This is a genomic window from Sporosarcina sp. FSL K6-1522 (assembly GCF_038622445.1).
In the GTDB taxonomy this organism is placed as follows: Bacteria; Bacillota; Bacilli; order Bacillales_A; family Planococcaceae; genus Sporosarcina.
This window is the reverse complement of sequence record NZ_CP152019.1, coordinates 2,754,793-2,778,714: the sequence shown is the minus strand read 5'-3', so window position 1 is coordinate 2,778,714 and position 23,922 is coordinate 2,754,793. Positions and strand designations below refer to the sequence as shown.

General features: G+C 43.6%; 18 protein-coding genes. 1 reads left to right on the top strand and 17 read right to left on the bottom strand.

Annotation, left to right across the window (positions count from 1 at the left end):
* Positions 1-303 precede the first annotated feature (303 nt).
* The 9 genes from meaB to MKY34_RS13625 all read right to left on the bottom strand — a co-directional run bounded on the left by meaB (position 304) and on the right by MKY34_RS13625 (position 13,475).
* Entirely contained in the window at positions 304-1,341 is a 1,038-nt protein-coding gene (gene meaB / locus MKY34_RS13665; RefSeq protein ID WP_342515264.1) for a methylmalonyl Co-A mutase-associated GTPase MeaB, read from the bottom strand.
* 44 nt (positions 1,342-1,385) lie between these two features.
* Positions 1,386-3,545 carry a methylmalonyl-CoA mutase gene (scpA, locus tag MKY34_RS13660; RefSeq protein WP_342511468.1) on the bottom strand — a complete coding sequence of 720 codons (2,160 nt, stop codon included), beginning with the start codon at positions 3,543-3,545 and terminating at the stop codon, positions 1,386-1,388.
* Complete coding sequence (locus MKY34_RS13655; RefSeq protein ID WP_342511466.1) at positions 3,532-5,214, bottom strand: methylmalonyl-CoA mutase family protein; 1,683 nt, start codon at positions 5,212-5,214, stop codon at positions 3,532-3,534. Before MKY34_RS13655 ends, scpA begins: the two co-directional genes overlap by 14 nt.
* 121 nt (positions 5,215-5,335) lie before the next feature.
* On the bottom strand, positions 5,336-6,664 hold the full coding sequence (locus MKY34_RS13650) for a dihydrolipoamide acetyltransferase family protein (RefSeq protein WP_342511464.1): 1,329 nt from the start codon (positions 6,662-6,664) through the stop codon (positions 5,336-5,338).
* A 26-nt stretch (positions 6,665-6,690) separates the two neighbouring features.
* Positions 6,691-7,674 (bottom strand): alpha-ketoacid dehydrogenase subunit beta, encoded by a 984-nt coding sequence (locus MKY34_RS13645; RefSeq protein ID WP_342511462.1) that lies wholly within the window; start codon positions 7,672-7,674, stop codon positions 6,691-6,693.
* Positions 7,674-8,681, bottom strand: coding sequence for a thiamine pyrophosphate-dependent dehydrogenase E1 component subunit alpha (locus MKY34_RS13640; RefSeq protein WP_342511460.1), 1,008 nt, complete (start codon positions 8,679-8,681; stop codon positions 7,674-7,676). Before MKY34_RS13640 ends, MKY34_RS13645 begins: the two co-directional genes overlap by 1 nt.
* Positions 8,682-8,697: 16 nt before the next feature.
* Positions 8,698-10,125, bottom strand: coding sequence for a dihydrolipoyl dehydrogenase (lpdA, locus tag MKY34_RS13635; protein ID WP_342511458.1), 1,428 nt, complete (start codon positions 10,123-10,125; stop codon positions 8,698-8,700).
* A gap of 154 nt (positions 10,126-10,279) precedes the next feature.
* On the bottom strand, positions 10,280-11,374 hold the full coding sequence (locus MKY34_RS13630) for an amino acid dehydrogenase (protein ID WP_342511456.1): 1,095 nt from the start codon (positions 11,372-11,374) through the stop codon (positions 10,280-10,282).
* Between the two features lie 61 nt (positions 11,375-11,435).
* The gene (locus MKY34_RS13625; protein ID WP_342511454.1) at positions 11,436-13,475 is read right to left on the bottom strand and encodes a sigma 54-interacting transcriptional regulator; all 2,040 of its coding nucleotides are present in this window, start codon (positions 13,473-13,475) and stop codon (positions 11,436-11,438) included.
* Positions 13,476-13,648: 173 nt separating this feature from the next.
* Here MKY34_RS13625 and MKY34_RS13620 point away from each other — a divergent pair, with 173 nt between their 5' ends.
* A complete protein-coding gene (locus MKY34_RS13620) occupies positions 13,649-13,879 on the top strand; it encodes a DUF2627 domain-containing protein (RefSeq protein WP_342511452.1) in 231 nt (76 codons plus the stop codon).
* A gap of 54 nt (positions 13,880-13,933) precedes the next feature.
* Here the strand turns inward: MKY34_RS13620 and MKY34_RS13615 are convergent, their stop codons facing one another.
* From MKY34_RS13615 to dxs, 8 genes are all read right to left on the bottom strand, one after another.
* Positions 13,934-14,641 (bottom strand): glycerophosphodiester phosphodiesterase family protein, encoded by a 708-nt coding sequence (locus MKY34_RS13615; protein WP_342511450.1) that lies wholly within the window; start codon positions 14,639-14,641, stop codon positions 13,934-13,936.
* Positions 14,634-16,187 carry a FapA family protein gene (locus MKY34_RS13610; protein WP_342511448.1) on the bottom strand — a complete coding sequence of 518 codons (1,554 nt, stop codon included), beginning with the start codon at positions 16,185-16,187 and terminating at the stop codon, positions 14,634-14,636. The genes MKY34_RS13615 and MKY34_RS13610 overlap by 8 nt, the downstream gene beginning before the upstream one ends.
* 143 nt (positions 16,188-16,330) lie before the next feature.
* Positions 16,331-17,122: a sporulation transcription factor Spo0A gene (spo0A, locus tag MKY34_RS13605; RefSeq protein ID WP_342515263.1), complete on the bottom strand. Its 792-nt coding sequence runs from the start codon at positions 17,120-17,122 to the stop codon at positions 16,331-16,333.
* Between the two features lie 575 nt (positions 17,123-17,697).
* Entirely contained in the window at positions 17,698-18,666 is a 969-nt protein-coding gene (locus MKY34_RS13600) for a SpoIVB peptidase S55 domain-containing protein (RefSeq protein WP_342511447.1), read from the bottom strand.
* 136 nt (positions 18,667-18,802) lie between these two features.
* Complete coding sequence (gene recN / locus MKY34_RS13595; RefSeq protein ID WP_342511445.1) at positions 18,803-20,500, bottom strand: DNA repair protein RecN; 1,698 nt, start codon at positions 20,498-20,500, stop codon at positions 18,803-18,805.
* Positions 20,501-20,515: 15 nt separating this feature from the next.
* Positions 20,516-20,965 (bottom strand): transcriptional regulator ArgR, encoded by a 450-nt coding sequence (gene argR / locus MKY34_RS13590; protein WP_342511443.1) that lies wholly within the window; start codon positions 20,963-20,965, stop codon positions 20,516-20,518.
* 101 nt (positions 20,966-21,066) lie between these two features.
* Positions 21,067-21,888 carry a TlyA family RNA methyltransferase gene (locus MKY34_RS13585; protein WP_342511441.1) on the bottom strand — a complete coding sequence of 274 codons (822 nt, stop codon included), beginning with the start codon at positions 21,886-21,888 and terminating at the stop codon, positions 21,067-21,069.
* A complete protein-coding gene (gene dxs / locus MKY34_RS13580) occupies positions 21,885-23,786 on the bottom strand; it encodes a 1-deoxy-D-xylulose-5-phosphate synthase (RefSeq protein ID WP_342511439.1) in 1,902 nt (633 codons plus the stop codon). The genes MKY34_RS13585 and dxs overlap by 4 nt, the downstream gene beginning before the upstream one ends.
* Positions 23,787-23,922 lie beyond the last annotated feature (136 nt).

Here is a 23,922-nt window from a genome sequence, read left to right as displayed (position 1 = left end):
CTTTACTTTTTTCGCTTCCAATCGCAGTTCTGGATTCACTAACAACCTTTACCCTATTTAACATACAGATAACCGTTAAAAACCTCTACGCTTTTAGATGTTTTGCAACGTTGCTATCGAATCTTTAATGTTTTGGATAACAGTGATAAGCTCCTTTTTGGCTAATCGACATCCTTCTATCCATATAGTATAAAGTAAAATTCCAATTAAGACCATCCGTAGTTACTATTTAAATACGTACGCAAAAGCATCCCCGAACTGTTGAACTCGTCCAAGGATGCTTTCATTTTCCATAATTCCCAATTACTCTTCAAACAACCGATCAACCGCACCTGTCACGGTCAAGTTCCCAGCAAGCAATGCTTGTTCTAGCTTTGCCACTTGCTCTTTTTTGCCCGTTTCTGCAAAAAAGGTGTCAATAAGCCGATCATTAATCATCGCGCGGAACCAATCGCTTGTTTGAGATTGACGACGCCTCTCCCAAACGTTACTATTTTCCATTGCTTCTTTAAACAATAAAATCGTATTCCAAACATCGTCCAACCCCGTTTTTTGAATGGAGGATACAGGAAGTGCAGTCGATGTCCAACCAGGTGAAGCCGGCTGTAAGAAATGAAGCAATTGACGGTATTCTCTGACCGTTTTTTTCGCCAGTCGTAAATTATCACCATCAGCTTTATGAACAACAATCCCGTCTGCCAGTTCCATAATCCCTTTCTTCATACCCTGCAGTTCATCCCCGGCCCCCGTTAACACGAGTAGCATAAAGTAATCGACCATGCCGCGGACGACGGTCTCACTTTGCCCAACACCTACAGTTTCAATAAGGATTACATCATAACCTGCCGCCTCACAAAGCAACATCGTTTCACGGGATTTTTTATGCACTCCACCAAGCGTACCCGCAGATGGCGAAGGTCGGATGAAAGCATTTGGATGTCTCGAAAGTTCTTCCATACGCGTCTTATCGCCAAGAATACTTCCTCCTGTAAGAGTTGAACTTGGATCAATCGCCAACACCGCCACCTTTTGCCCCATCTCGGCAAGCATCAGCCCGAACGCTTCGATAAATGTACTCTTTCCAGCACCCGGGACACCTGTGATGCCAATCCGAATGCTATTCCCTGTTTTAGGTAGCAAATTGAGCAGCAATTGTTGACCGAGACGTTTGTCTCTCGAGGTAATGCTTTCAAGTAATGTAATGCCCTTTGCAAGATGCAACCGAGAACCTTGCGTAATTTGTTCCGTCAATTCTTCAACTGGAATTTCCCGTTCCTTTTTCACAAATCGTTTTCGCTTCGCAGCAGCCATACCATCATGTGAAGATGCAATACCATCCATTACATGGAGTGCACTGTCATTGGATGAAAAGCGATTGTTGTTTGTCACTCCGCCACTTCCTCATAGCCCAATCTGCGATAAATTTCTTCAATCACTTTTTGTGCGGCAACCGGAATGACCGTTCCAGGGCCAAAGATTGCGGCTGCACCATTTTCTCGAAGGAATGTATAATCTTGCGCTGGAATAACACCACCGACAACGATTAAAATATCTTCTCGGCCGATTTTTTGAAGTTCTTTTAATAGAGTTGGAACGAGCGTTTTATGTCCGGCAGCCAATGAACTTACACCAATGACGTGAACGTCGTTTTCGGCTGCTTGTAAAGCCGTTTCTTCCGGCGTTTGGAACAATGGGCCGATATCAACATCGAAACCAAGGTCCGCAAAGGAGGAGGCAATTACTTTCGCTCCGCGATCATGGCCATCTTGACCCATTTTTGCAATGAGAATCCGTGGGCGTCGACCTTCATTTTCCAAAAAGTCATCCGCCATCGCTTTCACTTCATCAATCTCTTCCGCATTCGAGAAATTCGAACTATAGACACCACTCACTGAACGAATCACCGCCTTATGTCTGCCAGATACACGTTCAATCGCATCTGAAATTTCACCAATTGTCGCCCGCGCGCGTGCTGCATCGACAGCACAAGCAAGCAGATTGCCTTCGCCACTTCGTGCAACTTCTGTTAACCTCGTTAATAGTTGCGCCACTTCTGCTTCATCACGCTTCGCTTTCATCTCGTTAATGCGATCGATTTGTTTTTGTCGAACGAGCGTGTTGTCGATATCTAAAATATCGATTGGATCTTCTTTATCTAAGCGATATTTATTGACCCCAATGATGGATTCAGCACGTGAATCGATTTGCGCTTGACGTTTTGCCGCTGCTTCTTCGATTTTCATTTTCGGTAGACCTGTTTCAATCGCTTTTGCCATGCCACCAAGATCCTCAATTTCCTCAATCAATTCCCATGCCTTGTCCATCAGTTCATCCGTTAGCTTCTCGACATAGTACGAGCCCCCCCACGGATCAATTACCTTGGTCATCATCGTTTCTTCCTGCAAGAATAACTGAGTGTTCCGTGCAATACGCGCGGAGAAATCTGTTGGCAATGCAATCGCCTCGTCAAGTGCATTCGTATGAAGAGACTGTGTATGTCCCATCGCCGCAGCATTCGCTTCAATCAGTGTACGCGTAACGTTATTGAATGGATCCTGCTCCGTTAAACTCCAACCCGACGTCTGCGAATGTGTACGAAGTGCCAATGTTTTCGGATTTTCAGGTTCAAACGTCGACATCATTTGCGCCCATATTTTACGTGCTGCACGCATTTTGGCAATTTCCATATAGTAGTTCATGCCAATCGCCCAGAAAAACGACAATCTAGGTGCGAAGGAGTCAATGTCAATTCCCGCTTTCAAACCTGTCCGGACATATTCAAGCCCATCCGCAAGTGTATAAGCAAGCTCAATATCAGCTGTCGCTCCCGCTTCTTGCATATGGTAGCCAGAAATCGAAATCGAGTTGAATTTCGGCATATTTTTGGAAGTATATTCAAAAATATCGGCAATGATTTTCATCGACATATCGGGTGGGAAGATATACGTGTTCCGCACCATATATTCTTTTAAAATATCATTTTGAATCGTTCCTGCAAGTTTTTCAGGTGTCACGCCCTGCTCCTCTGCTGCTACGATATAGAAGGCCATGACCGGTAATACTGCTCCGTTCATCGTCATAGAGACAGACATTTGGTCTAAAGGAATACCGTCAAACAAGATTTTCATATCTTCTACAGAGTCAATTGCAACACCCGCTTTTCCAACATCCCCTGTTACACGTGGATGATCCGAGTCATAGCCTCGGTGCGTAGCAAGGTCAAATGCGACAGATAACCCTTTTTGCCCCATTGCAAGATTTCGTCTGTAAAATGCATTACTCTCCTCCGCTGTCGAAAACCCAGCGTACTGGCGAACAGTCCAAGGTCTTGCTACATACATCGTCGGATAAGGACCTCTCGTGTTCGGCGCAATTCCCGGATAATCATTAACATGTTCAACCTGCTCAATGTCCGCAGCTGTATAAATCGCTTTCACGTCGATTCCTTCATTCGTCCTAAAAGGCTTACCTGTCGCTGGTTTTACATTTTTTACAGCTTGCACAATTTGCTGGACTTGTACATTACTGAAATCAGGCTTTTTCAACTGGAACCGCCCCTTTCCATTTGCTTTGAATATCGAGTAGCTTGTCAATTTTATTTTGACCGCCGTATATGAAACCATTTAGCCCAGCACTCAACCATTGTTGTGTAATTGCCGGTTCAAATTTGCCAGCCGCATCTACAAGCACCTCTTCAGGACAATCTCGTAGCAATTGATCCATCACTGTTTCAGCCATCGCAGACGTTGCACAGACAATAGCATACGCAGGTTTTTCATATGTCAGCCAATCAATGGCTGCTTGTGCATCTGGGAATGCCGGGCTCCATTCAGAACGAATGCCTCCCGTCGCTAAAAATCCACCCACGAAATCAGCACGTGGTTTGAAATCCTTCAGCTCTCCAAATGTCAGTAACACGGTCTTCGGTTGTTCTTCAGCAAATAACGCTCTTACCTCTTCAAACGGCTCGGCTAAACGCCCTTCAACATTTACACCATCCCAATTCGTTAAATTGGTATCTGTCAACTCTGCATAGACATTCGTGCCAATCAATGACGTTTTTCCTTTTGCCACTTCGCTTCTACGTTTTTCAAGAAGCTCTGCAAGATAACCTTGTTGAAGAAATGCTTCATAGCCACCTGCTGCTTCAATTTCTACAAACAATGCCCATGCTTTATCTACAAGCTCGGCTGTCAACGTCTCAATGAAATAAGAACCGCCTGCTGGATCCATCACTTTATCCGCATGCGACTCCTCTTTAATAACCAATTGAATATTTCTTGCAAATCGAACAGAACTTTCTGTCGGTCCCGTTAAAATATCATGTGGATGAACAGTTAATACATCTGCTCCACCGAGTACTGCCGAGAATGCACCATTCCCTGCACGTAGTAAATTAACATAGGGATCTAGTTTTGAATAAGAGCGTAGCGATGTACTTGCCACAATCGGTACATAGGGAACTTCTGAAACCCCATATGCTGTTCCAAATGCTTGCCACAGCATACGGAACGCACGAAATTTAGCAATTTCCATAAAGAAATGCGTGTCCACGGCAAAACGTGCAAAAAATCGCTCTGCAAAGTCATGAAAGTTCTCCTGTTTGTCTAACTGTTCCGCTGCTTGAGCAAGTGTAAGCGCAAGCTCTGTTACAGCATCAGCCCCGTCATGATGCGCTTTCCATGTATCCGAAGCATATATTCTTACATGATCAAAACCTGCTGGTATCAGCCAACCTGCAACGGCAACAGCCCCTTTAACAGCTGAACGATCCACTTCTGGAACGAATGTAAAGGCTTTCAAAAATGCATCATTCCTTGCTACGTTCGTCACAATCATCGGATACTTCACCATCAATTGAGCAATTTCAGCAAGTGATACATCGTCCCATTCAAGCGACTTCGTTCCATCATACACAATTGCTTCGTTACCACGGGCTAGCGCAGTTTTCAGTTCACTCACAAACTGTTTACCGTCTGTCGCATAGGTCTGTTGAGCAACCACCCATCCTGTTTGCTCTTTTCCAACTCGCACGGTATTTGTACCTTCTGAAACATTGTCACGTGTGTAAAGCGGATGAAGGTCAATTCCCTCCAATGTTGCGGTCATAAGCGATTCAAATGGTTTTCCTTTTAACGTTTGGATCGCAGCTTCTTTCCATTGTTCAAAGTTCGTTTGTTCGAATGTTGTTGCTTTGACTGTATGTATCGTCATAGAGTACATTTCCCCTCCCTAAATATTCAATCTACTTTATAGTTTACCTGAGTAAGCCAATTGATGGAAGACTAAAATAATCTCGACCCCGTTATAAAGAGGTCGAGATCGGCTGTTTTACTTAATATACAGACGTGTTTTCTGAAGTAATATTTTCGAGTATCGCTTTCACACGAGCCAGGAATTGACCACAAACTAACCCATCAAGCACACGATGGTCGAGCGATAAACATAAATTCACCATATCACGCGCGGCAATCATGCCGCCCTCCATAATAACTGGGCGTTTCACAATTGATTCCACCTGTAGTATCGCAGCTTGTGGGTAATTAATGATACCCATTGACTGTACAGAGCCGAATGACCCCGTATTGTTCACCGTGAACGTACCACCTTGCATTTCAGCTGATTTCAAATTACCTGAACGGACTTTGCCTGCAAGCTCTTGTATTTCACGGCCAATGCCTTTAATCGTTTTTTCGTCGGCATGATTGATGACAGGAACGAAGAGTGCGTCATCAGATGCCACAGCGATTGAAATATTAATATCTTTTTTCAAGATAATTTTATCGCCAGCCCACATGGAATTCATCATCGGGAATTCTTTCAATGCTTGTGCTACAGCTTTTACGAAAAACGCAAAATAAGTTAAGTTGAAGCCTTCTTTTTGTTTAAAATCATTTTTCAATGAATCACGGTACTGTACAAGATTTGTGACATCGACTTCAATCATCATCCAAGCATGTGGCGCTTCATGCTTGGAGCGTAACATATTATTGGCAATTGCACGACGCACACCCGTCACTGGAATTTCAATATCGCCTGCTGTGCTAGCCACATGGACGGGCTCAGCTGCCTTCGGCGTAGCAACAGCCTGTACTGGCGTTACCGGCGCAGAAACCTGCTGTGCCGGGGCTACTGGTGTTATCGTTTCCGCCACCGAGGCTGCTGAAGCGGTCGGGATATTACCACTTTCGATAATCGCTAACAAGTCTTTACGCGTAATCCGTCCTTCTTTACCTGACCCTTCGACAAGTGTCAAATCAATCGCGTTATCTTGTGCCAAACGAAGCACTGCAGGTGAATAACGTCCCGCCGCTTTCCCTTTTTCACGTTTCACAGGAGCCGCTACTGCTTTCGGCGATTCAACAGCCGATACATCTGGTGTAGCAATCGTTGCTGAAGCTACAGGCTCACTGCTTGCTGCGCCTTCAATTTCAATCGTGCAGACAATCGCTCCAACTGCAAGCGTTTCTCCTTCTTGTGCAATCAATTCCTTTATGGTCCCCGTGAAAGAAGAAGGGACTTCTGCTGTTACTTTGTCCGTATTCACTTCCGCAAGGGGTTCATATTTACTAATGGTATCGCCTGGTTTTACAAGCCACTTCTCAATCGTGCCTTCTGTAACACTTTCTCCAAGTTGTGGCATTAAAATATTTTCGATTGCCAATAGATTTACCTCCGTCCTCAATCAAATTAGAATTCAGCGAGTTCACGCGCAGCCTTTTCAACTTTATCTGGATTCACCATAAAGAATTTTTCCATCGTTGGCGCGTATGGCATTGCCGGTACATCCGGACCCGCTAGACGTTTGATTGGCGCATCCAGTTCAAACAAGCAATTCTCTGCGATAATGGCTGCCACTTCGCTCATAATGCTACCTTCTAAATTATCTTCCGTTACAAGGAGAACTTTCCCTGTTTTCGATGCCGCTTCGATAATGGCTTCTTTGTCAAGTGGGTACACCGTACGCAAATCCAAGATATGCGCTGAAATACCATCCTCTGCAAGACGTTCTGCCGCTTGCAAAGCAAAGTGCACGCATAAGCCGTATGTGATAATCGTTAGGTCATCACCTTCACGCTTAACGTCCGCCTTGCCGATTGGCAATACGTAATCATCCGTTGGCACTTCCCCTTTAATCAAACGATAGGCACGTTTATGCTCAAAGAATAGCACGGGATCTTCATCGCGAATGGCAGCTTTTAAAAGGCCTTTTGCATCATAAGGTGTCGATGGAATGACTACTTTTAAACCTGGTGTACTAGCGAACATCGCTTCGACCGATTGCGAGTGGTAAAGCGCACCGTGGACGCCGCCGCCAAAAGGTGCACGAATGACAATCGGGCATGTCCAATCATTATTCGAACGATAACGAATTTTAGCTGCTTCCGACACAATTTGGTTCACTGCCGGCATGATAAAGTCTGCAAATTGCATTTCTGCAATCGGACGTAAGCCATACATCGCTGCTCCAATACCCACACCCGCAATAGCAGATTCTGCAAGAGGTGTATCCAGCGCACGGTATTCTCCAAATTGGTCGTATAAGCCCGTTGTCGCCTTAAAGACGCCACCTTTTCGTCCGACGTCTTCACCAAGAACGAACACGCGATCATCTCGTTCCATCTCTTCTTTCATTGCCAATGTAATTGAATCGATAAAAGACATAACAGCCATTAGTCGTTCCCCCCATCTTCAGCGTAGACGTGAAGTAATGCAGATTCTGGTTCAGCGTACGGCGCGTTTTCCGCGTAATCCGTCGCTTCGTTCACTTCATTCATAACACGCTCTTCCATTGCACTTTCCAACTCGTCCGTGAGTATGCCCAGATCTTTCAAATACGTCGCAAACTGTGGAATTGGATCCAATTTCTTTTCATTTTCAAGCTCTTCCGCATCACGGTATAAGCGCTGATCATCGTCAGACGAATGCGCTGTGAGGCGATAACAAATCGTTTCGACAAGACTTGGTCCTTCTCCACGACGTGCACGATCTGTCGCTTCCTTGACGACTCGATACACCTCAAGTGGATCTGTTCCATCTACCGTCACACCTGGCATACCATAACCAATGGCGCGATCAGATACATTTTCACAAGCGAGTTGCTTCTCAATCGGTACAGAAATCGCATATTTATTGTTCTCAACCATAATGACTGTCGGCAATTTATGAACGCCTGCAAAGTTCATACCTTCATGGAAATCTCCTTGGTTAGAAGATCCCTCACCAAGCGTGACGAATGTGATGAAATCTTCCTGCTTCATCTTCGCTGCTAGTGCGACGCCAACCGCGTGAGGCAATTGTGTCGTTACAGGCGAGGACCCTGTCAAAATGCGGTTTTTACGTTGTCCAAAGTGACCTGGCATTTGACGCCCGCCCGAGTTTGGATCTTCTGCTTTTGCAAACGCCGACAACATCAAATCCTTTGGTGTCATGCCGAAATGTAGCACAACGCCCATATCTCGATAATACGGTGCAATCCAGTCTTTATCCTTATCAAGCGCATAAGCTGCACCCGCTTGTGCCGCCTCTTGTCCTTGACAAGAAATTACAAACGGAATTTTCCCTGCACGGTTTAATAGCCACATACGCTCATCAATTCGACGAGCCATGAGCATCGTTTCAAAAATTTGCAATACGTCTTCATTTGTCAAACCGAGTTCTTCATGACGTGTTTTCACCATTTCATAGTTCCCCCTTTTACATATGGATTGCTTGACCATCCACCGCAAGTGCCGCTTCGCCCATTACTTCAGAAAGTGATGGATGCGGGTGAATTGTACTTGCGACTTCCCAAGGTGTCGCATCGAGTACCATTGCAAGTCCCGCTTCTGAAATCAAATCAGTGACATGGGCGCCAATCATATGAACACCTAAAATATCATCGGTGTACTTATCCGCAACAATTTTCACAAAGCCATCTGAATTGCCATTGACGAGCGCCTTACCAATTGCCATGAATGGGAATTTCCCAATCTTAACATGAAAGCCTTGCGCTTTTGCCTGCTGCTCTGTCAGTCCAACGCTTGATGCTTCAGGGCTTGAATAAATACAACGTGAAATTTTTGTATAATCAATGGGCTCATTTTTCATATTCGCAATATGCTCAACCGCCGCAATCCCTTCATGAGAAGCGACATGTGCTAGTTGTAAACCTCCAATCACATCACCAATTGCATAAATATGATGCTCTTTTGTTTGGAATGTCGGTCGTGTCTTAATTACACCATTTTCAATTTCAATGTCTGTATTGTCGAGACCTATCCCTTCAATATTCGCTTGACGACCAACAGATACAAGTAGTTTGTCGGCTGTAAACACCTTCATTTCGCCGTTAATTTCAGCAGAAATCGTAACAGAATCACCGTTTTTGACAAGTGTTTCCGGAAGCACCTTTGCGCTTGTCGCAAACGTAACGCCTTTTTTCGTCAAAAGCTTTTTCATTTCCTTCGAAATATCTTCGTCTTCAGTCGGAATGATTTGCTCTGCATATTCCAGAACTGTGACATCAACGCCAAAATCATTTAGCATGGATGCCCACTCAATCCCGATAACGCCGCCACCAACAATAATCATCGATTGTGGCAATGTCTCCATCGCGAGCGCGCCATCAGAAGATAGCACTTGCTGCTCATCTATTTCTAGTCCAGGCAATGTCCGTGGCCTAGAGCCTGTAGCAATAATAAGATTTTTTAAAATGAGCATTTCATTTTCATCGCCGTTATTCATCTCCACAGATATTGTCCCTGGCATCGGCGAGAAAATAGAAGGGCCAAGCATTCTGCCAAGTCCTTCAAACACATCAATTTTCCCTTTTTTCATAAGTGCAGTCACGCCGCCATGCAATTGTTTTACGATAGCTTCTTTACGTGCTTGCACACGGCTAAAGTCCAATGTGACTTCTTTTGTGTCGACACCAAATTGTGCCGCCTTGTTTTTCGCTGTATCGAATACTTCAGCACTTTTCAGCAATGCTTTACTCGGAATACAACCTTTATGTAGACAAGTGCCGCCTAGATGTCCCTTTTCGACGAGTGCCGTTTTCAGTCCTAATTGAGCCGCGCGGATAGCTGCAACATAACCGCCTGTTCCGCCACCTAAAATTACTACATCATATTCCCGTGCCATCTAAATGGCCCCCTTCACAACGACCCGCCAAGGCAGGTGCATTTTTTTACTGATAAGCATCTGCATGTGAGGTGAACGTTTTTGTACGAGCTAAACACGTTCACCTCTCAAGGTTATTCGTCAATCTAGCAATCGATTCCTGCTGTTCAATCGATCAACGTCCAGTTAGTACGCTTTTTTCATTTTGTAAAAATTGGCTACGTGATTTTGCTACGCGAGCAATACGTTCTTCTGCCAGGCGATCCGCCGCAACATACGTTGGAATGCTATCACGTTTAGAAATCGCAAATATTTTCTCTACTGTATCGTAAATACCTGCAACGCGTTTCAATGCACGTTCACGATTATAGCCAGCAAGCTCGTCCGCAACGTTGATTACGCCGCCCGCATTGATAACGTAATCTGGTACATAGACAATACCCATTTCATGGATTTTGTCACCATGAATCGTATCTTTTAATTGGTTATTGGCAGAACCTGCAATCACTTTTACTTTAAATTGTGGAATCGTTTCGTCATTAATGATTGCACCTAGTGCACACGGTGCAAAAATGTCTGCTTCCTGTGAATAAATATCATTGATACCCACTGCCGTCGCACCAAATGTATCTACTGCACGTTGAACAGCTTCTTCGTTAATATCCGTCACAATCAGCTTCGCGCCTTCTTCATGCAAATATTCACACAGTGCATAAGCAACATGTCCAACACCTTGCACCGCTATTTTTTTGCCTGCTAAGGAGTCACTGCCAAACGCTTCTTTTGCAGCTGCCTTCATTCCTTGATAAATACCATAAGCCGTCACTGGTGAAGGATTACCAGAAGAACCTGATCCAGCAGAAGTGCCTGTGACATAATCTGTTTCAAGGTTAATTAGATCCATATCCGCTTCTGTCGTCCCCACGTCTTCTGCCGTAATATAACGTCCGTTCAACCCTTCGATAAAACGACCGAAAGCACGGAACATTTCATCATTTTTATCCGTTTTTGGATTGCCGATAATAACCGTTTTTCCACCGCCAAGATTCAAGCCTGCTGCTGCATTCTTGTACGTCATTCCACGTGCAAGGCGAAGTGCATCTTCGATTGCTTCTTCTTCACTTGCATACGTCCACATACGTGTACCGCCGAGCGCTGGCCCAAGTGTTGTGTCATGAATCGCAATAATTGCCTTCAAACCTGATGTTTTGTCCTGACAAATAACGAGCTGCTCATAATCGTGATTCTCCATATAGTTGAAAATTTTCATTGTTAACTTCCTCCTTAAGGTCTCTTATAATTGTTTTAGTCTAACAAATACGCATAAATGATCAAATAAGATTAAACTTCTCTAGTTTGTAATAGAGTGAGCGTAGCGATATGCCAAGTCGATTGGCCGTCAATGATTTGTTGCTGTCATTTTCTCGCAATGCCGTTTCCAAAATCGTTTTTTCGTAGTTGTCCATGATTGAAGCGAGCGTACTTTTCTCCGGTAGCATTTGCTGCCCTTCTTCTGTACTTTCCCTAGACGACAAAGATTTAACCACATCTTCTAAACCAAGAATCGCTTCGCCCGTTGCCATGTAAATCATTGCACGACTGAGCACGTTTTCAAGTTCACGCACATTTCCTGGCCAATCATATTGTTGTAACCGTTCCAACGCCTGCTCTGTAATTTTTTCAACATGCATGCCGAACTCTTGATTTAACTTGATAAGCAAGTGCCCAACGATTGCTGGAATATCGTTTTTTCGAGAACGAAGAGGTGCGATTTGAATCGCTAAACGGTTTAATGCATAGTACAACTCTTCGTTGAACCTACCTTCATGCATGACCTTTTCCAAATTTTCCGATGTAGCCGTGATAATTCGAACACGTAGACGAATGGGATCCGAACCACCATTTCTGTAAATGGTTCCATGCTTGAGATAAGCTAGCAACCGTTTCTGTGCATCTACTGACAACTCTGACACTTCATCGAGAAACAAGGTACCATTTTCCGCTTCTTCGAAAAGCCCTCGATTGTTTTCTGACATGCCGTTGCCAAATGTATCCTGTTCCCAGCCAAATAATTCTGCTTCGATTGTAGGGGATGCGCAATTGACACGAACAAACTTGTTCAAATGTCCCTCGCTACCGATATGAATCGCATGCGCAAATACTTCCTTCCCCGTTCCTGGTTCGCCGCGCAAGAGGACAGGTACGTTCGATTTAGCCGCCAGTTTTGCTTGTTCGATGGAGATTTCAATGTCTTCCGAGCCTCCGAAAATATCATCGAACGTATAAGTCGATTCAAGTTTTCGAATAATCGTTCTTGCCTTATCGAGCTCTTTCATCAAGTGACGGATTTCAGTAATATCATGGATAACCCCGACACTACCTTTTACTTGCTGATCGACGATAATCGGCGCAACATTGACAAGAACCTCTCGATTATTTTCTCCAATCCGCATGTTGACACCCCGGATAGGTTTTTTCGTCTTGAGCACTTCCATATGAATACTTTTGCCTTCATTGATATCTTCTGTTGCCGGTTTACCAATGATTTCTTCTTCAGATAATCCTGTAATACGTGTATATGCCGGATTGACGAGTATACCATTTCCTTGATCGTCAACTACTGAAATCGCGTCATCGCTTGAATGGATAATCGCTTCAAGCATTGTCTTCACCCTGTTGAGATCCGTAATTTCTTCCGCCAACGCAACGACTTCCGTAATATCTTTGAACACTGCAAAAGCGCCTACTTTACGATGATGATTGTCAAAGAGCGGATAGCGGGAAGTGACAATTTTCAAGCCGTTGCCAAGTACAAGCTCCCGATTCAATTCAGGGACTCCCGTCCCCCACACACGTGGTAACTCGGTAGATGGGATTACTTCCGTAACGGGTCTGCCTATTGCTTGTTTAATTGGAACATTTATCATTTTTGAAGCGCTTTCATTAAAGAAGTTAACTTTCCCATCTCCATCAATTCCAATCATTCCTTCGTCGATTGAATCGAAGATCATTCGCTGTTTATGCATCTCCGCCTGAATCCGTTTGATATATGTATGGTTGTCCTCAAGTAACTTGACGAGTAGATTCGCCACAGATCCTGGAATCACAACGGTATGGGGCGGTCTTGACTTCAATAACTCAGAAAATAACGTTTTGTCGTTCGTCACATCAAAAATGATTTGAATATCATCCGTCAAATAATCCTGCCACGTTGTCCCATGCGCGATTTGTTGTTTTTTTGCTTGAACAATTCCTGGTGCTTGTTCATCAGTATCAATGATTGCCTTCACATTCATGAATTCAAGATTTAGGAGAAGGTCCAGTAGTATCGACCCGCCTGTCCCCGCTCCGACAATTAAAACGTTTTGCAAGGATATTCATTCCCCCTTCTCGCTTCATGCAATCTTTTGCAATCCCAACATCATCATACACGATTGCAGTCTTCTTGACAATAAAACGTGAGCAGGTAAAATTGAATTCGGTAAAGGGCATTCAAAATTCTATTCAAAATAATTGAATATGCTCGATAAGGAGTTGTGAAAAAATGGCGCGACTAGCGGCTTTCATCGTACTACTCATCCCGGGGCTTTGTGCAGCCGGGGGGATTAAACTTATGCGGGATTCGATATTCGGTATATTATTTAATCCGTTTCCATTCATCTGGCTCCAATTTCTTGTTGGATTCCTACTATTCGCCGCAGGTCTGTGGTTTTTCGCCGGTTTTCTTTTACGCCGAGACCGCAAAAATGGACGCGTACAAGGACGATTTAAGTAAAAAACTCAGACGCGAAATCGTCTGAGTTTTTTCATGTAATATTATATGCTTTGTTTAGTGAAATCGATTTGGATAATCAGTAATCCAGCCATCTATAAAAGCTGGCGGATTTGCAATAATCGGCTCTTCTCCTGTTACACCGTAAACGCGAATTCTTTTACCGACTGCAGTAAGTTTGTCGATATAAGGTTCTTTCAAAAACTTTTGACTAAAATGAAATCCGTCCGCACTGACATAACGATCAAGTTGCTCCCAATCTACAGCCTTCTTACGTATTAAATAAGCCGTTTCCATCGTCGGGTCTGCTTCCTTCACTTTTTCGAGCGAATGGTAGTCAAACGAAGAAATGTGGACATCTTCTAACGATGAAACCATGTCTACAATCTGTGCAATATGTTCTGGTCGCTCAGCCACTGTTTCTTTTAGTTCAACATTAAGCGCCATTCCATACGTTTGACAAAACAGTACCGCCTCCATCAATGTCGGTATCCGATGACCACCTGTAAAAAGACGACAATACTTGCGACCAACGCGAACTTTCAAAAGCTCCGCACTCGTCATAGATGCTATAGGCATACGAATTCCTGCAAGCCTTGACAATTCCGGATCATGTATAACAAAAGGCACACCATCTTCCGACAATTGGACATCTAATTCGATGCCATCTGCCCCCTGCTCATAGGCTTTTTTAAAAGCCTTCATCGTATTTTCAAATCGACTGCCAGATGCACCTCGATGGGCAAATACGAGTGGTTTAGACATTTAACACGCCGCCAAGTATTTCAAAAGTACCTTTCTTTGAATCATGCAGTAGTGAAGACTTATTGCCAATTTGAATAATAACACCCGGATACGCTTCCCTCGTGATGCCAATTTGCTCCGGTATCGCTTTTTTAATTTTATGTAATCCCAATTGAATCTCTTTATCAAGCTCTGCTGCAGCTATCTTATTCGTTTCAATTGTATCCAATGTTTTTTTATACGCTACCGCTTGCGGTCCAGCTGCGACTTTCCCAAATTGTGCCGTATGCTGTTCCAATCTACTAATGACTTCTTGCCGCTCTTTTAAATCTGTCGCTTTTTCCTGAATTTCTTTATACAGCGCTTCCTTGTTAATACCCTTCACGTGAAGCGTTGTTGGTCGTTCATGATGATTCCCCGCATATGCGCTTTCAATGTGGAAGAGCGCTTCGATGTGTCCCCCGATAATTTTGCCTCGATTACGATCCACAAAAACATGCTCCGCAATCACTTCACACCCTAATAAATAAAGGCCTACATGAATATTTCGTCCATATAGTTTGCAATTATTTGCATGCTTAACAAAAATATCGCCTTGTGCCTCAACAATGGTCATGCCACCGCCAAACACGCCACCTTTTATGTAAATATCACCTTCTGCAGATTGAATTTCTTTGGCATTCGTGACACCTTCATTACCCTCAATTGCGATATCTCCAGTCGCTTTTACAGAGTAATCTGCAAGAACAGTACCAAAAACTGTAACAGCTCCATCAAATGTAATAGAACCCGTCTCCGGTCCAACATCTCCGTTAATAACTAACTGTTTACCAACGCTAATAACACCATTTACAGATTCCAATGCACCACCGTGTAAAGCACGAAGAACTGTCTTATCTTCTTCCAATTCTTCGATGATTGATTTGCGATCATAATATATTTTAGCATCTGCCCCCTTTTGAGCAGGTAGTACGTTTCCAAAAACATCCGTTCCGCTTTTTCCCTCTTGTGGCGGAATCTTCTCACCGAGCCAATCGCCTTCATTTACAGGTGTGACAAAGTTCATCTCATAGTAATCGGCCGAACCATCTTCACGGATTACAGGCTTCTTTTCAGGGATTTCAAAATAAGTAATATGTGCATCCGCACCTTGTTCTGGCGGCGTTCCTAACGCGCAAACAATCGATCTCCCCGGAACAAACGACTCCACTTCAAATGGCTGCCTCCCGTAGACGACACCTGCTCGATCTAAGGCCTCTTCAATTTGCTGATGGATAACTGATCGATTCTCGTTGAATTCCTCGATAGACATATTAATAATCATTTCAGCAGACATTTTATCAACCGTAACTGCCACATCTATCGCTGGCAACCAAGTACCGATAATATGCTCCTCAGCCAAATCTGTCAGCGCTTGTCGTAACGTTGCGAATGAAGTAAGTTTTAAACGCGGATGCGTACGCGTAATCATATCGAATGACTTCAGCGGAAAGCCAGTCTTTATTAAACGCAGTATCACCTTATCCCCCTGGATTTCAAGATTAAAATAATCATTTTGAATCAACAACGGCTTTTCCCCCTGTTCTCTAATACTCTATCTATATTATATAGCATTTACATCTTTATCGTTCAAACTATCAGCTTTTTTAACAATTAAAAAATACCTATTCAATCGCATTGAATAGGCATTTCTAAGGATATACTACGCGCTTAACTTGCCATATGTTCCAACCTAATTTTATCGGCGATCATTGCGATGAATTCCGAGTTGGTAGGTTTGCTTTTCAGATGATGCACGGTGTACCCAAACATTTTCGAAATAACATCATAATTACCACGATTCCAAGCTACTTCAATCGCATGACGTATCGCACGTTCTACCCGGGAAGGTGTGGTATTATATTTTTTCGCAATATCAGGATAAAGAACTTTAGTCACAGCTCCAAGCAATTCAACGTCCGTATAGACCATTTGAATCGCTTCTCTTAAAAAGGCGTAACCTTTTATGTGAGCAGGCACTCCAATTTCTTTAATAATCGATGTAATGGTCGTATCCAATACTTTCTGGCTTACTGCTCCCTGCACCTCTTCATGATGTGACTGTGCGATCGTAGCAGGTTGTTTTTTCGCACCAGATACTTGGAAAATCTGATTTGCGAGGCGTTCAAATTCAAAAGGCTTGAGCATGAAATAGGAAGCACCTAGACTGGCTGCTTGTGTCATCACATCTTCCTGTCCAAAGGCTGTCAACATAATAATATGCAAATTGGCTGCCCGCACATCTCCATTCAATGTTTCAAGAACCGCGATGCCGTCGAGATGTGGCATAATAATATCAAGAAGTAAAACATCCGGTACGTTTTCCTCTAACATAGATAAGCACACTTTTCCATTGTGCGCTGTCCAAATAATTTCGATTTCAGGATGTCTTTCGAAATACGTCACCATTGTTTTCACAAGTTCTTTGTTATCGTCAGCAATCGCTATTTTCAGTCTTTCCATTCCCACTCTCATTCCCTCCTGTACATATATAGCAGTTTTTTATCAATTAGCTTGCAACGCTCCCTAATCAATTACGCCTCGGCGTAATTGCGTCCAGATTTTAAATCGGGCAAGTGGCCTACAGGAAGTAGGTCATGCAGTCGTTGCGAATCGAACTACGAAGGGTTCGATTTGCCGTATCTCTGTGTTTTTGCAGAAATTAAGGCACTTCCCTTCAGGATGTCGCGCACTTAGACCACCTTCTTAAATCCTCTTAAAAATCTGTGACATCCGCCGGAGGCTTTATCTTGATTCAGCGGGCGCATGAACACTCGCTGAAAAAGCAAAACAAGCATTTATCTCCCACCTACAGAGGAGGGAGTTTTTTGCTGAATCAAGATAATTGCACAAAGGAAATTTTCGACAAAACAAAGCTTAACCCTCTTTTTACAAATAAAAATGAATCTTCGGACATATGGTTTCACCAAATTCCGACGATATCCATTGTTTTCTATACAATTTGTCGAATTGAATACCTTTAGTTTATCATCATCACGAAGAAGAGCCAACCCCTAAAACCGGATTGGCTCTCCCCCTCATTTTTCTCCACTGCGCATCTTCTCCAAAAAAAGGCCTGCTCCTTTTTTAGGTTCATCGACAAACATATGTGTAACCGCACCAACAAACTTTCCATCCTGAATAACCGGACTACCGCTCATCCCTTGCAAAATCCCACCTGTGGCCTCTAATAACGCCGCATCCGTTAAGATAAATTGGAATTGCTCCGCATCCACTTGTGTGATTTCAATGGAAAATGGTTCTACTGTCGTTCCCTTCACCGTCGTAAAAATCTTTGCTTCGCCCACTTTGAGCTCACTGGGTTGCATAATCTCAAGCGGTTCAGCTAACACTTTCTTATGAGCATCATTCCATGCTCCAAAAATGCCATACACGCCATTAATACGAATGGTGCCAAGAAAATCTTCATCCTCGACCACAGTTGAAATTTTATAACCTGGAATGCCCGGCACACTTTTTTTAATTTGATCGATTTCTGAAAGATAAATGGCGCCGTTTTTGAATGAAGGTGGTGATTTTAACGTACTATCGATAATTTGGTGGCCCAGGGCGCCATACGTCCCCTTCTCAGGATCAACATAGGTCAACGTGCCGGTCCCTTCCGTCCGGTCTTTCAGGAATGGCAGGAGACGTTTCATCGCTTCACCATCTGTTTTGATTTGGTTCGTCTGTACGGACTGTTTAACCTGTAAGACAATTGCTTGCTCGTCATCTAATCCCGTCGCCATTTTTTCGAAATCGGCGAGTGCTTTCACCTCCACTTGGTCAACTTGCTCAATTAAATCTCCTGCTTTCAGCCAATGATCATCTTCAACCATGACGTCATTTGTCACAAAAATCCCTGACAGCTCCATTTTTATACCAATGGACTGTCCCATTGGTATTAAGGATGCTACGCGTGCAGATGCCACGTCTGCATTAAATGGCATTACAAGCAAGAGCACTGAAAACGAAACGGCCAACTTGAGTTGTCTACTCCATCCCATAGTTCACCTCCTACAAAATAAGATGCTATTGGTATGTCCGTTCGCGACGATGTTATGAAAGGGTAAATCAAGTAATAACAAAATTCGTTTTTTGCGCATAAAAAAACGCACATACTTTTGTATGTACGTCGATCTGTTAGCGAAAAGTTTTTTTGCGCTCAGCCGCTAATGTCAATAGCTCTTCCGCATGCTTAAGTGTCAATGGTGTAATTTCAGCGCCAGATAGCATGCGGGATAATTCTCCGGTCCGATCTGACTCAATGACATCATGAATCGCTGTCTTTGTCCGGTCATTTTCCACTTCTTTTTTAATCAAGTAATGATGATCCGCCATCGCCGCCACTTGAGGCAGATGAGAAATACAAAGCACCTGGGAATGTGAGGCAATCATCGCAATTTTTTCTGCAATGGCTTGTGCTACTCTACCGCTTACTCCTGTATCGACCTCATCAAAAATCAGCGAAGTAACGCCCTGATGCTTTGAAAAAATCGTCTTTAAAGCAAGCATCATCCGAGACAATTCTCCGCCAGATGCAACCTTCACGAGCGGCTTTAACGGTTCTCCAACATTTGTAGAAATGAGAAATGCTACATCATCGTAACCATTCGCATCAAATACACCCGCTGCCTTTCGTTCAATTGCAACACTAAATGTTGTTTTCTCCATGCAAAGTTGGTGTAATTGTTCCATGATAGCTTTTTCCAATAATACTGCCGCTTGTTGACGAATGATGGATAACTCATTCGCTTCAATTTCAAGATCTTGTAGCAAATGATTCAATTTTTCTTGTTCTTCGACCAATCGTTCATCCCTGCTCAACAAGTTTTCAAGCGCATCTGCGATTTTATCCCGATAAAGCAAAATATCTTCGATGGTTTTCCCATATTTTCTTTTTAACGATAGCAGAAGTGCAAGACGGTCTTCCACAATTTCTAATCTTGCCGGATCAAATTCCATTTCATCCAACATACTTTTCAATTCATGTGCCGTATCTTGCAATGTATAGAAGCTGGTGGCCACACTTTCTGCATGAGGCATTAACGCTTTGTCCACAGAGGCCGCATCCTCAATGTCACTCATTGCAGCGCCCACCCAGTCGAGCGCGTGCGTATCACCGCTAATGGACTCATATGCTGTATTTAGGCGTTCATATAGGCGATTGAAATTTTGGAGTTTTCGCTTTTCTTCTTCAAGATTATCCTCTTCTCCAATGGCAAGTTCAGCCGCATCAATCTCTTTTAATTGAAATGAATATAAATCAATTTTTTGCGCCACTTGCTGCTCATTTTCATCGGCCATTTCCAGCTTGCGTTTTAATTTTCGGTAGCTATCATATAGATCCTGATAATTGATATAAGCACGCGTGAATTCGTCACCTGCAAAGTGATCCAGCAAATGGATATGTCTGCTTTCATGCATTAACTCCTGGTTTTCATGCTGACCATGAATGTCAATTAACTGAGAACCGATTTCCCGTAAAACGGCAATGGTCACTAACTTGCCATTAACACGACAAACGGTTTTGCCATTTGCATTCAGATCACGTCGTAAAATAACAACGCCCTCTTCCACAGCAATGCCTAGCTCCAGTAATTTCTCAATAACAGGATGCTTGCCGTCTTCAAGTATAAATAAGCCCTCAAGCTCAGCTTTTTTTGCACCATGACGAATATACTCCTGTGAACCTCGTCCGCCAGCTAGTAATTGGACCGCATCGATAATAATCGATTTGCCCGCACCTGTTTCTCCAGTTAAAACGGTTAGACCGCCATCGAATGCAACTTCTAGTTTCTCGATAATTGCGAAGTTCTGAATGGAGATTTCACTTAACAACGGTTGTCACCTCTTTCAAAGCATCGCGAGTAATTTGTCTTTTACTACTTCTGTCAATGATTCCTCTCGGCAAATAATCATGCATGTATCATCGCCGCAAATTGTCCCAAGCATTTCATCCCAGCCAAGATTATCGACTAATGAACCGACTGCATGTGCATTGCCCGGAAGTGTTTTCAAAATGAGGAAATGCCCTGCACCATCAATGCTAATAAACGCATCTGTCAGCATGCGTTGAAGTTTCTCTTCTGTATTATACTTATGTACGGCTGGTAAGCTGTATTTGTAGCGTCCATCCTGTAGGGGGACTTTAATAAGGTGCATTTCTTTAATGTCACGGGAAACTGTCGCTTGCGTAACCGCGACGCCAGCCTCTTTCAATGTATCGACAAGCTGATCCTGCGTCTCAATTTCAAAATTCGAGATAATATCCCGAATCCGAATATGTCTATGCCCTTTATTCAAATTCATCACTCCGATATATATTATTGAAAAAAACGTTTACAATCCGCCAAAGACTTCGCTGTTAGTTGACAAAGAATAATCTGCCAACTAACAGGAAAGCTTTATAACAATTCCTTATACGCTTCTTGTACAAGAACTTCAAACGCCTTTTCGTCGAAAAGATTTTCTGGAGTGCCTGCGGAAGTTAAGTGAAATAAAAACTCAATATTCCCTTCTCCACCTGTCACCGGCGAAAAAGAAATCCCACGAAGACTAAATCCTTCTTGCACGGCTGCTGCAGAGATTTTTTCCAACACTTCTAGGTGAACCGATTTTTCTTTCACGACACCCTTTTTACCAACTTTTCCTTTGCCAGCCTCGAATTGTGGCTTGACGAGTGCAATCACATCTCCACCTGTTGCCAGGATTGTTTTTAGTGCTGGAAAAATCAGCTTCAAAGAGATAAAGGATACATCGATTGTGGCAAATTGCGGCGTGCCTGCTATGAACTGTTCCGGTGTAGCATGTCTAAAATTGGTTCTCTCCATCACCGTGACACGAGCGTCTTGGCGAATTTTCCATGCTAATTGGTTGTAACCAACGTCCAATGCATAACAATGTGCTGCACCATTTTGCAATGCACAATCCGTAAATCCTCCCGTCGAGGAACCGATATCGAGGACGATCTTGCCATCGACATCTACATCGAACTGCTCCAACGCCTTTTCCAGTTTCAAGCCGCCACGGCTTACATACTTCAACGCATTGCCTTTTACAGTGAGCGGTGCATCGCTTGGGATTTTTTCTCCCGGTTTATCGAGTCTTGTTTCAGCAGAATAGACGATACCTGCCATAATCGAGCGCTTTGCCTGTTCCCTTGTTGCAATTAAACCACGTTCGACAAGCAAGACATCGACCCTTTCTTTCGGTATTCGATTTGTCATACACGTTCCCTTTCCGCTCTTTGTTCGTTAACGAACGCCCCAAGATTATCAGCAAGATGACCAGCTGTCATGCCAATTTCAGCAAGTAGTTGGTCCACATTACCATGTTCGATAAAATGATCTGGAATACCCATTCTACGGATCGGCACAGCTGTCTTGGCTGTATCATGGGCATATTCGATAACCGCGCTTCCAAAACCACCCGCTAAAACAGCTTCCTCTACGGTCATAATCGGCATTTTTGTCGCAAAAAGATCATCCAACATTTTGGTATCTAATGGTTTGATAAAGCGTGCATTAATCACTTTCACTTGAATACCTTTTTCAGCCAGTGCCGCCGCTGCTTCAAACGCCATTGGAATTGTCGTGCCAAATGTCAGAATCGCTGCATCTGTTCCTTCACGAAGCACTTCCCATGAACCAATCGGTATTGGAGTCAATGTTTCATCCATCAGCACGCCTAAGCCATTCCCTCTCGGGTAGCGTAGTGCGATTGGACCACCATCGTAATCTATCGCAGTCTTCACCATATGCTGTCCTTCGTTCTCATCTTTTGGCATCATAATGACGAGGTTTGGCATGTGACGTAAAAAAGCAATATCAAAGACACCTTGATGTGTTTCACCATCTGCTCCAACAAGCCCCGAACGATCAATACCGATGAAAACGTTTAAGTTTTGACGCGCAATATCATGGAGAACCTGATCATATGCACGTTGAAGGAATGTTGAATAGATCGCAAGAAACGGTTTCATCTGCTGTGTTGCAAGTCCTGCTGCCATTGTTGTCGCATGCTGTTCGGCGATTCCAACATCGAAGAAACGATCTGGGAACTCCTTCGCAAACGATTCAAGCTTCGAGCCGACAGGCATAGCTGGCGTAATGGCAACAATACGGCGGTCTTCACGAGCGATGTTACGAACAGTCTCCGCAACAAGTCCACTCCATGATGGCGCAACAGATGTTGATTTGACAAAATCACCCGTCTCAATTTTATAAGGCCCCGTCCCATGCCATGTACCAATTTTGTCATCCTCAGCAGGTCGATAGCCTTTACCTTTTTTCGTAATAACATGGAGAAGGACAGGTCCGTCTACCTTCTTCGCATATTGAATACTACGTTCTAAGTCTGCAAAATCATGCCCATCGATTGGTCCTAGATACGTAAAGCCAAGCTCTTCGAAAAAGACCCCTGAAACAAGAAGATATTTCAAACTATCTTTGACACGTTCTGCAGCAGCGGCGACTTTGCCTCCGACAGCAGGTATTTTTCTCAAAATATATTCAAGTTCATCTTTGGCTGTATTATATTTACCAGCTGTTCTCAGTTTCCCGAGAACCGTATGAAGCGCACCAACGTTTGGAGCAATCGACATTTCATTGTCATTCAAAATCACAATCATATTCGTTTTTTCGTGACCGATATGATTGAGTGCTTCAAGAGCCATACCACCTGTAAGCGCACCGTCACCGATGACTGGAATTACATAATTCGAATCGCCTTTTACATCACGGGCTGCTGCCATTCCCATCGCCGCCGACAGTGAAGTCGAGCTATGACCAGTTTCCCAGACATCATGCTCACTTTCATTCATTTTAGGGAATCCGCATAAGCCTTTGTATTGTCTGAGCGAATGGAAATCACCTGCGCGTCCAGTAAGAATTTTATGGACATACGCCTGATGCCCAACATCCCAAAGAATCTTATCCTTCGGGCTATTGAACAATCGGTGAAGCGCAATTGTCAGTTCAACTACGCCAAGATTAGGTCCAATATGGCCCCCGGTCACCGATAAATTTTCAATCAAAAACTTCCGAATTTCTTCAGCAAGCTCGGTCATTTGTTCCTTGTCGAGCTTTTTAATAAAAGATGGACTAGTAATTTCATTAAGATCCACCAATATCACACACCTTCATAAATTGATTGCCACGGGTCGATTACGCCTCGGCGTAATTGCGTCCGAATTTTGAGTTTCGCTGGAGGTCTACCCCTTCTTTATAGGACATGTATCCGTTGCGACAGAACATCGCACA